The sequence below is a fragment of the Glaciimonas sp. Gout2 genome, assembly GCF_035018905.1.
Taxonomy (GTDB): Bacteria; Pseudomonadota; Gammaproteobacteria; order Burkholderiales; family Burkholderiaceae_D; genus Glaciimonas.
Genome location: NZ_JASJXA010000005.1, coordinates 21,724 through 37,884 on the forward strand (window position 1 = coordinate 21,724; position 16,161 = coordinate 37,884).

Consider the following 16,161-nt stretch of genomic DNA (forward strand, 5'->3'; position numbering starts at 1 on the left):
TTTGCTCTTATGAAGAGAGCAAAACGAGGACTTTGAAGAAGATTTTAATTATATTCTTACAGCGCTACCTAGAACGGGTTAATCTCATCTTTAATCGGCTGAAAAGAGACGGTAGTAGAAGAAGAAATAGTATGTGTATCTTTTTGATACCCTTTTACAATAATACTATATTCCTCAACTTGTCCCGCTGGCATTGTAAATTCAAATGTTGAAGAATCAGTGAGTCTCTCTGTCGGATTATGTTCCGTGGATCTAACTGGTCTTCCCCATCGATATTCGATCGGCATCGGAGGCGTCGCTTCATGTGGATTACTGGCTTGAACAACGACTCTGGTTGCGCCACTTTCCAACCTGGTTTGAGTGGAGTGAAACGTCAATCCATTCAGAAAGGCTTGCGTCGTCCCGATTGGCATAATTGAAGTCATATGTGGAGCTCTTACTTTATTATTTCCCTCTTCGAATCCTTCGATATTAAAATTATATTCTTCAATTTGTGTCGCAGGCATTGTAAATTCAAATGTAGAAAACTTGGTGCGCGAGCCACTTTTAGGATGATGTTCGGTTGAGCCCGGTGGCGCTATCCAGTAGTATTCCACCGGTGTCGGCGATGCCGACATGTGCGTATTGATAGCCTTGACTACTACTTTGGTGCCGCCTACTTCTAACTTGGTTTGGGTAGTTTCAAGCGTCAATCCATTGAGGAACGCTTGTGTCGACTCCGCAGGCGTAATTCGCGTCTCTAATATGCGGATTAATTTATTATTGACCTTGTCATACGTAGGGACGTAGAGATAATAGTTTTCAGTTTGTGCTGCTGGCATCGTATATGCAAACGTAGTCAACTCAGACCTCTTTCCATTTGCCGGATGATGTTCGGTCGAACCTGTGGGGCCTCTCCATCCGTAGGTCAACGGTGTTGGAGGCGTTGGCGCATCCCGATTAATGGCTTTGACGACGACTCTGGTCTCGCCGCTGGCTAATTTATCTTGCGTGACATCAAGTTTTAATCCGTTTACGAAGCCTGTGATCGACTGACTCGATGGAGCGGTGCGACTGCCTTTCAAATTAGATTGCGTGTCACCAGGCTGCAAGCGGTTCAGAAACGCCTGATGCGCTTTAAGAGGCTGAATTGAGGCATGAATAAAAGCATGAACGGTAGTATGCGCCCTTTCGGCTACCATCATACTAAGATCGTATTTTTCAGTTTGTGCGGCAGGCATCGTAAATGTGAACGTCGAAGACTCGAGCTGTTCTAATTCAGATTCAGGATGATGATCAACGGAATTCGATGGCGGTATCCACGCGTAATCCATCAGTTTTGGCGACGTTGGTACAGTCGGATTGCTGGTTTTAGCAACCACCTGTATTTCGCCATTCGCTAACTTTGATTGCGTTATATTAAGCTCTAATGCGTTCAGGTATGCCTGCGTCGATCCAAGGGGTACAACGGAGGCATTGACGGTAGCGGAAACGTTAGTGTTCCCCTTTTCCATTCCTGTTACGCCCAGGTTGTAATTTTCAGTGTGCGCTGCTGGCATCGTAAATGCGAACGTCGAAGACTTACTTTGTTCATATTCAGAGGCAGGCTCATGATTAACTGAATCATACGGGGCTCCCCAATGGAATTCTACCGGCTTTGGTGACGTCTGGACATTCGGATTGCTGGTTTTTACGACTACCCGTATTGCGCCATTCGCCAATTTCGATTGCGTAAAGTCAAGCTTCAGCCCGTTCAGGTAGGCTTGCGTCGACTCAATTGGTACCACGGAAGTACTGACATGACCGGCGATGTTACTGCTCCCCATTTCGATTCCCATCAAATCGATAATGTATTTTTCAGTTTGTGCTGCGGGCATTGTAAATGTAAAAGTCGACGACTCGGTTAGTTCTGATTCTGGTTGATGATCTTCAGAATTCGACGGCGTTATCCAGTAGTACTCCATCGGCGTCGGTGGCATTGGCATTTTGGGATTATTGGCAACAACAGTCACACGGATTCTGCCGTCTGCCAACTTAACCTGGGTTACATCTAGATCCATCCCGTTCAAAAAATCTTGCGTCGACTTGGCGTTATTTGCGTTAGCTCTCAGTTTGTTGTTTGGAGCGGCTTCTGCTGCACGCGCGTTTTGACCTGCCTTCACTTTACCTATACCGTCATAAAGAATCGGGCTTGAAACGGCCGCCTGCGCAACACTCAGCACCCCTAATGCAGCCACTGTATAGGATACTTTCTTTAACCACTTTGTTTGTTTCATCGCTTTCTTTCACTGGATTGATTGTAGGATTATTGGTATTAGTTCGCGAAGGTAAAGCACCCCCGTAACTAAGCATGTTTATCAGGCCTGTTGACTTATGATTGGGGGGTACGAGGTTGCGGCCGGCGCTGCGAATGAATGTGGAGCGAGGCGACGTAGCGGTACGATAGAATGTAGCGGCAAGCTCAAACCCAACGTGTGCTGGTTCTGCATGGTTTGTCGGAGCGGTTCCCAACTTTGCCAGGCGCTTTGCTGTACACATTTTGAATTTAACGCAATTTCTAAAATCATATGTCAACAGGCCTTGCGTAATCAGGCCCATTTCAGTTGGTATTAATCAATGATCGGATGCATGAAGTACTTCTCTGGCCATGTCAAATACGCAGGCTAATATTACAAATTATAAAGAGGGATTGATACCAGAACAATCTCTAACGACGTAAGAGGATTCTCTAATGTGTATAAGATTCCTGTAGTTGCCTAAATCTGCACAACATTATGTCGCGTCTTTGGATAGCCATAACCCGATAAGTTATAAGTGACCTAAAGTGATAGTTTTTTTGTGGTCTGACGCAATGTGTGGAGAGTCGATTAACCGAGAAAATGGAAATGGCAAGGTGCTAAAAGTGTGCTTGGTATTTGGTGCGCGGGACATCGTTGGCAGAATTTTTGCGACAAGAACATCGAATTTAGAATAAGGGATTAGAGGAATATGTGCGCGTAATCGCAGCGTAGTAACGCCAAATTTTGAAATTGATATTTTACGACATCACCCTTTGAAGGAATGCTGCAATGATCGTATGTCGCGCTGTCTTTGAGTAGTTTGAAAAGCGTTGATAGCTATGGGAAATTGTGAGCGCCTGCTGGCTATCGGACTTCAGGGTGCCACTATGAGTTTCCTCGCTTTGCTCTTATGAAGAGAGCAAAGCGAGGATTGTTAAGAAGAGTCGATTAAATTATTACTGTGCCACTTAGAGTGGGTTAACCTCTAAAACCGGCTCGATAGAAATTTTGAAAAAAGAAGAAACAGAATGTTTATCCTTTTGATATCCTGTCACGTTGGTGCTGTATTTTTCAGTTTGTCCGGCAGGCATTGTAAATTCAAATGTTGAAGAATCCGTGAGCGGATGGTCCGGATGCTGCTCCGTTGAGCCACTTGGTTTTTTCCATAAATATTCTACCGGCATTGGAGGAGCCGCTTCATGCGGATTGCTGGCCTGAACAACGACTCGGGTTGCACCACTTTCTAACTTGGTTTGTGTGGCATGAAGCTTCAATCCGTTTAGGAAGGATTGCGTCGTCCCAACTGGAATAATCGAAGTGATATGAGTAGCGCTAACTTTATCACGCCCCTCTTCGTATCCTGTGACAACAAAAGTGTATTTTTGATCTTGTGTCGCAGGCATCGTGAATTCAAATGTTGAAGAATGGGTGAGCTGGCCAATGGCCGGTTGATGCTCCGTTGAACCCCTTGACCCTGTCCAGAAATATTCAACCGGTGTTGGCGATGTAGGCATGTGCGGATTGTTAGCCTTGACTATTACTCGGGTTGCTCCGCTTTCTAACTTGGTTTGTGTGGTATCAAGTGTCAATCCGTTGAGGAAGGCTTGCGTTGACTCTGCGGGGGTGATCAGTGTCTTTACAATGCCGCTGTAACCTTCATTGTTTGCATCATATGCTGTCATCATGAACTGGTAGGTTTCAGTTTGTGCAGCCGGCATCGTAAATGTGAATGTAGACGACGTAGTCTCGCCCGCTATCGGATCATGGTTGGACGCACCTTTGGGGCCTCTCCAAAAGTAGCTCAACGATGTTGGCTGGGTTGGCATATCCGCATTAATGGCTTTGACGACCACTTTCGTCTCGCCACTGGCTAATTTATCTTGCGTGACATCAAACTCTAACCCGTCTACGTAATCTTCGATCGACTGAATCGATGCCTCGGTGACACTGCCTTTTAATGTAGCTTGCGCATCGCGAGGTTGCAAGCTGTTCAGAAGCGCTTGCTGGGCCTTAAGAGGCGTAATTGATGCATTAAGATAAGTGTCATTCTTGGTGTTCTCTTTTTCGTAGCCTAGCAGATTAAGTCTGTAATTTTCAGTCTGTGCTACGGGCATAGTAAATGTGAACGTCGAAGATTCGTTTTCTTCTGATTCAGATTCAGGATGATGATCAGTTGAATTCGATGGGGCCTTCCAGAAGTATCCCACTGGTGTTGGTGAAGTTTGCATATCCGGATTGCTGGCTTTGGCGACCACCTGTGTTGCGCCATTCGCTAATTTCGATTGCGTAAAATTAAGCTTTAGCCCGGTTAGGAAGGCCGTTGTCGAACCAATGGGGATAATCGAAGTATCGATTTCAGCTTGAACCTTATCGTTCTCCTTTTCGAAGCCCGTCAAACTAAAATCGTATTTTTCAGTTTGTGTGGCGGGCATTGTAAATGTAAATGTCGAAGACTTGCTCCGTTCAGATTCTAATGCCGGATGATGATCAACAGAATTAGACGGGGCCTTCCAGTGGTATCCGACCGGCTTTGGTGACGTTTGTGTATCCGGATTGCTGGCGTTGGCGATTACTTGTATTGCGCCATTTGCTAACTTGGTTTGCGTGACATTAAGTTCTAGTCCGTTCAGATAAGCTTGCGTCGATTCAATGGGGACAATGAAAGTATTGATAATCGCGTAGACGCCATCGTTTGTCTTTTCGGAACCCATCATACCAAATTTGTATTTTTCAATCTGTGTTGCGGGCATCGTAAATGTGAACGTCGAGGACTCGCCTTGTTCTGATTCTGATGCCGGATAATGATCAACTGAATTAGAGGGAGCCGACCAGTAGTATTCGATTTGCTTCGGCGGAATTGGCGTTTTCGGATTGCTGGCATGAGCGGTCACGCGGATTCTACCATCTGCTAATTTAACCTGGCTTAAGTCTAGCTTCATCCCGTCAAGGTAGGTTTGCGTCGACTCGGCGGTGCTGACATGAGACTTCAGTTTATTGTCTGGTGCCACTTCTGCTATACCCGCGCTTTGACTTGCCTTCACTTTACCTGTCTTATCATAAAGAACCGGGGCGGAAACGGCGGTTTGAGCAACACTCAGCAGTCCGAACGCGGCAACAGTATAGGACATCTTCTTTAGCCACTTTGTTTGTTTCATTTCTTTCTTTCTTTCTTTCTCTGGATTGATTGTAAGATTTTTTGTAGCAATTCACGAAGGTGAAAAACGCCTCCATAATTAATCCTATTGATAAGGCTTGTTGATATATGATTTTATGGGTGCGAAGGTGTCGCGATAAGATAGGAAGGCAGGAAGCGGTTGCAACTGTGCCACGCACCACTTTGCCCTAGATGCGTGTAGGTATTGAACGTAGTTCTTAAATCGTATGTCAACAGGCTCTGATTAAACAGACTTATTTCAGTTTTCACTAATAGATACCGCATCCATAAAATATTTCTCTGACCACATTAAATACGCAATCCAATTTTACAAATTACACAGAAAGATAGATATGAGAGCAATCTCTAACGTAGCAAGAAAATTCTATAATTTCGGTAAGATTTCTGTAGTTGCTTAATGTCGAACAGTCTTGTGTGGCGTTCTATAAAAGCATAAACGGAGCAGTGATAAGTGACCTGATGCCGTTATCCTTTTGTGCCGTCTAACTCAATAAAAAGAAGCCATCGGCAGAGGAAATGTTGGTGGCAAGGCGCTGAGCGATTCTTGCGTGGCTTGAAGGGGGTGACGGATGTGGAAACTGCGAGGGTCAGTCCTACACCAATCTTAGAATTGTCAAATTAAGGTTCCTCGCTTTGCTATCATAGAGAGCGCAAAGCGAGGATTGTAAAGAAGATTTTGACTAAATTATTACCGCACTATTAGCAGTGCTTTGGTCGAGTCACTTTCTAACATGGTTTGCGTGCGTTCAATCATCAATTCTTTGAAGGGGCTTGCGTCGACCCGACCGGGACAATGGAAGTTGTATGCATAGCGCTAACTTTATCATTCCCCTCTTCGTATCCTGTGACATAAAAATTGTATTTTTCAATTTTTTCCGCTGGCATCGTAAATTCAAATGTTGAAAGCTTAGTGCGCTTTCCACTGACTGGATAATGTTCTGTTGAGCCCGTTGGGGCCCTCCAGAAGTAGTCTACTGGCATTGGAGGGGTCGCCTCATGCGGATTGCTGGCATAAACAACGACTCTGGTTGCGCCACTTTCTAACTTGGTTTGTGTGGTATGAAGCGTCAAGCCATTCAGAAAGGCTTGCGTCGACCCGATTGGAACAATAGAAGTCGTATGCATAGCGCTTACATTATTATTGCCCTCTTCATACCCTGTGACATAGAAATTATATTTTTCATTTTGTTCCGCAGGCATCGTAAATTCAAATGTTGAAAGCTCAGTGCGTTCACCACTGACTGGGTGATGATTGGTAGAACCCTTTGGCCCTCTCCAGAAATAGTCGACTGGTGTTGGCGATGTAGGGGTATGCAGGTTGTTAGTCTTCACTACTACTCGGGTTGCACCGTTTTCTAACTTGGTTTGGGTAGTATCAAGCGTCAATCCGTTCAGAAAGGCTTGCGTCGACTCCGCTGGTGTAATTTTCGTCTTTACAAAATCGATGAATTTGTCAGTGTTCTTGTCATATGCTGAGATCATGAACTGATAGGTTTCAGTTTGTGCCGCCGGCATCATATAGGAAAACGTAGACAACTCAGTCCTCTCGCCCCGTATCGGATTATGTTCGGTTGCACCTTTGGGTCCTAGCCAGAAGTAGCTCAATGGTGTTGGTGGAGTTGGGACATCAGGATTAATGGCTTTGACAACCACTTTAGTTTCGCCATTGGCTAATTTATCTTGTGTGACATCAAGCTTTAAGCCAGCTACGAAATCTTGAATCGACTGAGTCGATGCTCCTGTGTCGCTGCTTTTCAATGTAGATCGCGCATCGCGCGCCTGAAAGACGTTTAGAAACGACTGATGCGACCTAAGAGGCGTAATTGGGGCATTAATGTAGGTGTAAACGTTATAGTTTTTCTTGTCGGTGCCGATTACATTAAAATCGTATTTTTCAGTTTGTGCAGCAGGCATCGTAAATGTTACCGTCGAAGACTCGCTCCGTTCAGCTTCTGATTCAGGACGATAATCAGTTGAACCCGATGGTTCTTCCCAAAAATATTCTACTGGCGTTGGCGAGGTTTGTATATCAGGGTTGCTGACTTTTGCGACGACTTCTATTGCGCCATTCGGCAATTTTGATTGTGTAACATTAAGCTTTAGTCCGTTCAGGTAGGCTTGCGTCGACCCAATAGGGACAATGGGAGTACTGACAATGGCAAAAACTTTAGCGTTTCCTTTTTCAGCTGCCTCTATGTGGAAATCGTATTTTTCGGTTTGTGTCGCTGGCATGGTGAACGTAGCCGTTGAAGACTTGCTTCGCTCGGACTCAGTAGCGGGATGATGATCAACTGAATCAGGCGGCCCCTGCCAATAGAATTCCACCGGTTTTGGCGATATTTGAACAGTTGGATTGGTGGTTTTGGCGACAACCTGTATTGCGCCATTTGCTAACTTCGTTTGCGTGATATTAGTTTCTAGCCCGTTCACGTAAGCTTGCGTGGATTCGATGGGAACAATGACAGTATTGATAATAGCGTAGACGCTTTGGTTCGCCTTTTCGTAGCCCGTCATACCAAATTCGTATTGTTCAAGCTGTGTTGGGGGCATTGTAAATGTAAGCGTCGAGGACTCGCCCTGTTCTGAGTCTGATGCAGGATAATGATCAACTGAATTAGAGGGTGCCGACCAGTAATATTCGATTTGCGTCGGTGGAATTGGCATTTTTGGATTGTTGGCATTAGCGGTTACGCGTATGCTACCGTCCGCCAACTTAACCTGAGTGAAATCTAGTTTCATCCCGTCCAGGTAGTCCTGCGTCGACTTGGTATGATTAGATTTTAGTTTTCTGTTTGGCGTTACTTTTTCTGCATCCGTGTTCTGACCAGCCTTGGATTGACCTCTTGCATCATAAAGAGCTGGGCTGGAAACAGCCGTTTGTGCAATAGTCAGTAACCCAAACGCAGCCACTGTATAGGACATTTTCTTTAACCACTTTGTTTGTTGCATTGTTTTCTTTCTCTTCATTTATAGCTAAATATTTGGCATCAAGTCGCGAAGGTAAAAGTACCTTCTGTAATTAAACCTGTCGATAAGGCCTCTTGACATATTATTTGTGTTTTCCCACGCGGCAGGCGTTGCATGTCGATGCAGATTGGAGCGGCGTCGTATTGCACCGGCAAGGAGCTGCAACAATGGCATGTGACGCTGGTAGTTCATTTTGGTTTTAATGAAATTTCCCAAAACATAGGTCAACAGCCCCTGATTAATAAGGCGTATTTCAGTTGGTATTACTCAAGACCTTATGCAGGAAATATTTGCACTGGCTCACATCAAATACGCAGCCGAATTTTACAAATTACACGGAAGGATTAATATGGGAACTATCTCTTTCTAGGTAAGAGTATTCTGTAATTGACATAAAATTCCTTTACCTTCCGCATTCTGCACGGGGATATGTAACGTTAAGCCATCGTCTTAACATGACCGGCTATGAGTGACTTGAAGAAATAGGTTTATTTTGTCGTCTAACGCAATGCGTAGAAAATCGATGACCCAGGCTAGCGCTATCAGGGTCTGAAGTGTTTGATAGTTATTTCAACAACTACGAAGTTAAGAGCAATGCAGCAGATTCAGACTGGTAGTCGAATGGTGACTTTTAGTCCAAACGGTGCGATTAGATGTGCGTTCTGCAATGTGACTGTGCCCTGCAAGCGCAGGACGATCGATTTGACGATGGAGAGTCCGAGTCCAGAGCCTTCGCTGTCATTACCGAGAATGCGGTAAAACGGGTCAAAAACGCGCTCTCGTTCCAGCTCAGCAATGCCCGGACCAGTATCTTCGACTTCAATCCATAGTGCGCCATCCGCAGTGCGTACGCGTACATCTATGGTCCCGTCAATTGGAGTATAGCGAATCGCGTTTTCTAGCAAATTGCGGAGTAGCGCAACGAACTCTACTTCTGATGCAACCAAGGTAAGGTCGGAGTCACGGTCAGTGTGGGTAGCCACGCCGATGTCGATTCTTTTCGCTTCTGCCATTGGCAGTAACTCTTCCATGACGTGTCGGAGCACGGCCGTAACCGAAAGTTGCGTGGCCTGTGCACCTCGCGTATTTTGTGAGCGCGCAAGTGTCAGCAATTGCTCTAGCAAGTTCTTGGCACGTTGTAATCCCTGCCTTAACGGAATCAGTCGTTCCTGGGATTTCGGGGAGAGATTAGTTGCAGCCAGATTTTCGGCTTGCAGCGATAATGCGGTTAACGGTGAGCGCAACTCATGTGCGGCATCGGCGATAAAACGACGCTGTGCGTCCATCGCCTCTGCAACGCGCCGCAGCAGGCGGTTGATTGACCCTATCAATGGTCGTATTTCATCCGGCACGTGCTGGTCGTCAAGTGGGCGGATGTCCTGATCGTCACGCTGGTCAACTTCGTGGGAAAGTCGGGTGATTGGTCGCAACATGCCGCGTATCATCAGACTGATCAAACCGATCAACAAGGGAATGAGCACTATCAGTGGCATCACCGTTCTCAGGCCGCCATCGCGCGCAATTTCATCACGCACTGCGGTTTGCTGACCAACCACCAATCGTTGTCCCGTGTTTATGCTGCGCACGAATAAGCGCCATGGCACACGATTAACTGTGGCCGTTTGTAGCCCATCTGCCAGATTGTCCGGCAACGCCAGATGTCCTGATGCCAGTGGATAATGCGAGTTTGCATCACCTAAGGTTTGTACGATGACCTGTGATTCGTCATCTTTCATTTGGCCGACGCTAGCGGGCGTTGGTGTCGCAAGGGGAAGACCACGACTATCGACTAACGCAGCGACTTGCCGCAATTGATCGTCCTGCAAATCATTGGCTTCGCGAAAAGCTGAAATAAATGAAAACACGCCGGCCAGTATGGCCATCACTAAAATCGTCAGTGATAACCATAGCGACAGACGAAATTGCAGCGAGCGGTTCAGTTTTGCTTTGACACCATCCATCCCAACCCCCTGACATTCTTGATCGATGTGGCACCCAACTTTTTGCGAATCGAATGAATCAGAAATTCGACGGCGTTGCTTTCCACTTCTTCATTCCATCCATAGAGCCGGTTCTCCAGCTCTTGCCGCGATAAAATCGCGCCCGGTCGCAGCAACAATGCATGCATCAGCGAAAATTCTCGCGCCGACAGGCGAGTGACGATGCCTTCAACTGTAACCTCTCGCGTACTTGGGTCCAGGCTCAGTGTGCCATTGGTCATGGTCGGGGTGGCGTTACCCGCCTGCCGACGTATCAATGCGCGCATCCGCGCCAGAAGCTCACCCATTTCAAAAGGCTTGACGACATAATCGTCGGCACCCAGATCAAGCCCGCGTATCCGATCATCCACCGCGTCGCGTGCGGTGACAATCAGCACTGGCAACAAATTGCCTTGTTGGCGCAATTGGCGCAACACTTCCAGGCCATCCACACGCGGCAATCCCAGGTCGAGCAACATCAGGTCGTAGGACGCCGTTTGCGTGGCGATCAGCGCGGCTGAGCCGTCATGCGCCCAGTCCACGGCGTAGCTGGCGTCGCGTAAAGCCACTTGAACAGCTTCACCGATCATTCGGTCGTCTTCAACCAGCAATACTCGCATGATGATTCCTTATTGTCAGGACTTATGCCAAATCGCGCCTACTGCGTTGTGCTTTTCTAGCTTGCATACGGTTGTGGTCCGCAGAGATGGTAAGTCCGTTGCAGGGACGGTTTTGCCCAAGTTCCCATCATTAATATAACGAAAAACCAACGCTTTATGTCCGATAATAACTATTCTGCTTTGGTTATTTTATCAACCATCCACGCCGAATGAGCGGCCCGAAGAGCCAGCGATGTATTGCTGTGGCATAACGGAATGTCTGCGCAACATACCATTTTGCCGTCCATAATCCGATTCCGGCACTCACCACCGCGACCACTGCTGCGCCTAGCATGTCTAATGGAAAATGAACGCCGACATAAATTCGCGCCCATGCCACTGGCAACCCCATCAAAGCAAACATCAGACCGATCACGCGGACCCGACGATGGCATATAAAGCTGAATGCCACCGTCCATAACAAGGTCAAATGGTCGCTTGGAAAAGATGAGTCGGCGGCGTGCGGGACAAAGTTATGGCCCAATCCGATCATAAACGGTCTTGGATGCTGCCAGACCAAACCAATTAATTGGCTGAGCAACATGCCGATGATGCCCGATACAGTCGCTTGCAGCATGATTTTTCGCGTTTTCTCTGCACCTGACAACCAGCCCACCAATACCGCAATCGGGATCAGCCAAATCAGTTGTTCAGCACACACTTTGGCAAATATGAGCAACGCGGGAGTGGGATGTGCAGGCGCATTAATGAGCAGAAACAAGCTTTGATTCAATTCTTCCATGGAACCTCAAAAAATAGCACATTAAGGGCAAAGTCAGAAGATTGATCCTAAATGCAAGGATCGATCTCCTTTTGGACTTTGTTTGTTATGTGCCTCTGAGGATAAACACAGAGACTTAGCAGCGACTGAGGGCTTTTAAATAGCCCCACGAGCCCATTTAGCTTAACAATAAGCGTACCGAATGCCGCATTCATGCGCGTACGCTCAAACGATACACAGTAGTTTGCCGATAAGTGCGGCCAGGGCGCAATATCACCGCCTCGGCGTCAGGGCCATTTATTTGGTTGGGGAAAGCTTGCGCCTCAAGGCAGAATCCGTCATGCGTCGCATACGGTAGCGCGCCACGACCTTTGACACCAGCGAGATAATTTCCGCTATAAAACTGGAGCCCCGTTTCGGTCGTCGCGACGGTTAATTCGCGTCCGGAACCGGGATCATAAACATTCGCTACGTCACGTAAAGTGCCAGGTTCAACGCCTGCGTTCCAATGCAAGCAATAGCAATGATCGAACCCACCCGCCAATTCGATTTGGGCATCCGGCCAGGTTAAACGGGGACCAATCGGCGCTGGCTGCCGAAAGTCGAACGTACTGCCCGCCACCTCGGCACGTTCTGTCGGAATCAATTTTGCATCGACTTTTAGAAAATGATCAGCATCAATCGCGAGTAAGTGATCGCCAATACTGCTGCACCCGCCATTCAGATTGAAGTAGGCGTGCGAAGTCAGATTGACCGGCGTCGGTGCGTCCGTGATCGCTTGATAATCAATGGTCAGGCAACCATTGTCATCAAGCTCATAGCGTACCTCCACCTGAAGATTGCCAGGAAAACCGGCTTCGCCTTCTGCCGACGTAAGCGTGAATCGTAACCCGTCTTCCTCCGGATGGGCTTGCCACATAGCCAGATGAAAACCAGCATTGCCGCCATGCAGATGATTGGTACCGTTATTCTGATCGACCAGAAAATCTACTCCGTCAAGCGTGAAGTGGCCATCCGCAATACGATTGGCCCAACGCCCGATCAGACCGCCAAAATAGGTGGGGTTATTAAGATAACCTTGGCTATCTGGATACCCGAGCAAGACATCGGCGATACGATCGTAGCGGTCAGGAGTGTGCCACGAGATCATTGTTGCACCGCGATTGCTGATCACGACGCGCATATCGCGGGCATTTTGTAATGTGTACAGCGTTTCACCGCTGTCGGTCTCGGTGCTGGTGATGGGAAATGGGATCATTGTCGCAGTCATTGGTTACAGTCATTCATCTGGCAAGATCCTCACGGTCAACGCAAAAATAACGAGTGGAACCGTCAAGTGTTATCTTTTAAGTCCCTTCATTCGTCCAGATCGAGACTTAAATTGTACGCAGCATGGTGTAACGCGTCCGATTAAATATATTTAAGCGCGAGTAAAAAACGATAATTATGTGCTCATTTTAATAATTTTTTATATGGGCGTGCCATTGTCAATATTCGACCACACCCTCTTGGATTAACGCAAAAACGTCCCCGCAACGGACTTAAGCAAGCCTAAATAATGCTGACTGTCGCAGCGCGGGTCCTTCAGTATCCCAGTAATATCTGTCGACAAAACCATGGCGAATGGTATGTTAAGCGGTATAGCGCCGCTGGGGCATCTGCCGTCAGTCTCCGTAAAAACAAATAACCACAAGTGACCATATGTTTATAGGTATCGATCTAGGTACATCCGGCGTAAAGGCGATTCTTCTTGATCGCCAGGATAGTCTGCGCGGCAGCATCACCATACCGCTAACGGTTACCCAACCGCAACCATTGTGGCGTGAACAAAATCCAGCAGATTGGTGGCATGCTTGCCAGCAAGCGGTGGATGCATTGCTGGTCGCGGCGGCCAAAGAAGGTATTCGCCCCGCTTCTATTGAAGCGATTGGTCTGACCGGTCAAATGCATGGTGCGACTGTGCTCGATGCCAAAGGCGACGTGTTGCGTCCGGCAATTCTGTGGAATGACGGGCGCTCCTTTGAAGAATGCGCTGAACTGGAACGACGCGTTTCCACCTCGCGCAAACTAACCGGCAATTTGATGATGCCCGGCTTTACCGCGCCAAAATTGTTGTGGCTGGCAAAATACGAGCCTCAACTATTTGACCAGATTGCAATGGTATTACTACCCAAAGACTGGCTTCGCTACCAACTTACCGGTGATTTCGCCAGCGATATGTCGGATGCCGCCGGTACAATGTGGCTTGATGTCGGGCAGCGCGACTGGAGTGATGAATTGCTGGTCGCGACCGGACTCACCCGCAAGCACATGCCCCAACTCTATGAGGGAACCGATATCACCGGAACGTTGCAGCCAGAGTTGGCGCAACGTTGGGGCCTGAAGCAAGTGCCGATCGTGGCCGGTGCGGGTGATAACGCGGCCGGCGCAATTGGTGTTGGCGTGATCAAGCCGGGTCAGGCCATGTTTTCTCTTGGTACTTCGGGCGTCTACTTTGCCGCGAGCGACGGTTTTCATGCCAATCCTGAGCGGGCAGTCCACAGCTTTTGTCACGCGCTACCCAATACCTGGCACTTGATGTCGGTCATGTTATCCGCGGCATCATGCCTCGACTTCACGGCACAACTGACAGGTTACGCCGATGTGCCAGCGCTACTCGCGGCCGCTGAAGTACGTGGCGAAGACAATACCGGTGATGGCACTGGCAATAGCGGCACGCCATTATTTCTGCCCTATCTGAACGGCGAGCGTACACCGCATAACAATCCCGCTGCACAAGGCGTTTTTTTTGGACTCAATGCTAGCACCAAGCCTGCCGATTTGGCCTATTCAACTTTGGAAGGCGTCGGTTTCGGCCTCGCTGATGGTATTGATGCGCTGGAGTCGACAGGGTTGGTATCGACCGATATCACACTTATTGGCGGTGGTTCGCGTAGCGCATTTTGGGTGCAGATGCTGTCTGATATCAGCAACAAGCCGCTCACCCGGCGTCAGGGTGGTGATGTCGGGCCAGCCTTAGGTGCCGCACGATTGGCACGGATTGGTGTCGCGCAGATCAGCGGTGACACCGCTACGCTGAGCGAAATCTGCACAGTCCCTAAAGAGATCGCCATTCATACACCGAATCTTGATCGTCATAACCGTTTTGCAACCCGCAGAAAAAAATTCAACGTGATTTACGAACAGTTGAAATCTGTTTTTTAAGCCAGAATTTGGTGAACGGCTTCGTCCCATTTTTTATCTGAAGTCAGGAAAATGTGAACGGTTATCAAAGAGAAAAAATGAGGTTTTCACATTTTCTCTGTTTTGATAGATGTTGGGCGAAGTCGGCATATATGCCATTAAGGTGCGGTGTTCGCATAGACCCGGTTATTGAAAAAATGGTGTGTGGCAAACCGACCTAACCTTAATAGCTGGCGGTAAGCTAAGGGATTATCACGCATGCAGATGGGTACTCTACAAGCCTATTGTTTGCATAAATAGACATTTCATATCGAATAAAAATGACCGGAAGAAGAGTGAAAAAGTTAAATCAGATCATTGTGTTGAGTGCATTCAGCATATTTTATACCGCAGCTTCAGCCGCAAATTTCTGCGTGGCAGAAGGCTTTAATAGCAACAAACTATGGGAAGTCGTTAAAAAATATTGTGTTGAAACAAAGACGCCTGATCACGTGCAATGCTTAACAGAAAACAAGAATTTCGTAGTATTTAAATCGAATCAGATTCCACCGCATTATCTTTTGATTCCGACGTTAACCGTTACAGGTATTGAATCACCTGAAATGTGGCGCTCTGGTTACCCAGCGTATTTTTCAGAAGCGTGGCGGCAGCGTTATATTGCAGCGGCGCAGTTTGGCAACAAACCAGAACAGGTCGGCATTGCGATTAACTCTGCCTGCAATCGTAGTCAAAATCAGTTACATGTCCACATGAATTGCATCAAGCCATCTGTCACCCAGGAATTGGAAAATATAAAATGGAAAATAAATGAAAAAAAATGGATCAAAATCAAGATTAATAGTCAGCAAAATTATTATGCCAAACGCATGCCAGGCGCAGATATTCCCAATAATCTCATGCAAGATTTTTTAAAATCTTATCCTAGCGCAGCGCATCACCCGGATAGGCAGAGTTTTTTTGCGACCAGCATGCATTATGGAAGCCTTGGAGAACGTGCGGTCGTATTACGTAGCGAGTATCGAAAAACTAATCCTAGCCGTTACCCTGGACATGCTGAAGACTTGCTCACCAGCTGCGCGCCTGTTAGCGATAAATAATTTTTCGTGAAACTTTGTGCAAAAACTTTATCATCGGTGTAATTAATCCACATTTTTTGTTGTATTGATAGGCGGGTGAATGTGGCCTGATCGCAGGTCAACGTATCGATGGAATCGGGCTG

Annotated in this window: 9 protein-coding genes; 2 read left to right on the plus strand and 7 right to left on the minus strand. The window is 47.3% G+C overall.

Annotation, left to right across the window (positions count from 1 at the left end; translation table 11 throughout):
- Positions 1 to 68: 68 nt before the first annotated feature.
- From QN379_RS05580 to QN379_RS05610, 7 genes are all read right to left on the minus strand, one after another.
- Entirely contained in the window at positions 69 to 2,255 is a 2,187-nt protein-coding gene (locus tag QN379_RS05580) for a hypothetical protein (RefSeq protein WP_323506188.1), read from the minus strand.
- Between the two features lie 971 nt (positions 2,256 to 3,226).
- Complete coding sequence (locus QN379_RS05585; RefSeq protein ID WP_323506189.1) at positions 3,227 to 5,413, minus strand: hypothetical protein; 2,187 nt, start codon at positions 5,411 to 5,413, stop codon at positions 3,227 to 3,229.
- A 773-nt stretch (positions 5,414 to 6,186) separates the two neighbouring features.
- A complete protein-coding gene (locus tag QN379_RS05590) occupies positions 6,187 to 8,382 on the minus strand; it encodes a hypothetical protein (protein ID WP_323506190.1) in 2,196 nt (731 codons plus the stop codon).
- Between the two features lie 623 nt (positions 8,383 to 9,005).
- On the minus strand, positions 9,006 to 10,361 hold the full coding sequence (locus QN379_RS05595) for an ATP-binding protein (RefSeq protein WP_322234082.1): 1,356 nt from the start codon (positions 10,359 to 10,361) through the stop codon (positions 9,006 to 9,008).
- Positions 10,337 to 10,999, minus strand: a complete 663-nt coding sequence (locus tag QN379_RS05600; protein ID WP_322234079.1) for a response regulator transcription factor — start codon at positions 10,997 to 10,999, stop codon at positions 10,337 to 10,339. Before QN379_RS05600 ends, QN379_RS05595 begins: the two co-directional genes overlap by 25 nt.
- A gap of 184 nt (positions 11,000 to 11,183) precedes the next feature.
- Positions 11,184 to 11,780 (minus strand): undecaprenyl-diphosphatase, encoded by a 597-nt coding sequence (locus QN379_RS05605; RefSeq protein ID WP_322234077.1) that lies wholly within the window; start codon positions 11,778 to 11,780, stop codon positions 11,184 to 11,186.
- Between the two features lie 190 nt (positions 11,781 to 11,970).
- Positions 11,971 to 13,029 carry an aldose epimerase family protein gene (locus QN379_RS05610; RefSeq protein ID WP_323506191.1) on the minus strand — a complete coding sequence of 353 codons (1,059 nt, stop codon included), beginning with the start codon at positions 13,027 to 13,029 and terminating at the stop codon, positions 11,971 to 11,973.
- A gap of 431 nt (positions 13,030 to 13,460) precedes the next feature.
- On the opposite strand from QN379_RS05610, the gene xylB reads away from it, so the two are divergent.
- Both xylB and QN379_RS05620 read left to right on the plus strand, forming a co-directional pair.
- Positions 13,461 to 14,963 carry a xylulokinase gene (gene xylB, locus QN379_RS05615; RefSeq protein WP_323506192.1) on the plus strand — a complete coding sequence of 501 codons (1,503 nt, stop codon included), beginning with the start codon at positions 13,461 to 13,463 and terminating at the stop codon, positions 14,961 to 14,963.
- Between the two features lie 314 nt (positions 14,964 to 15,277).
- Positions 15,278 to 16,039, plus strand: coding sequence for a CDP-diacylglycerol diphosphatase (locus QN379_RS05620; RefSeq protein WP_323506193.1), 762 nt, complete (start codon positions 15,278 to 15,280; stop codon positions 16,037 to 16,039).
- The last annotated feature ends 122 nt before the right edge of the window (positions 16,040 to 16,161 follow it).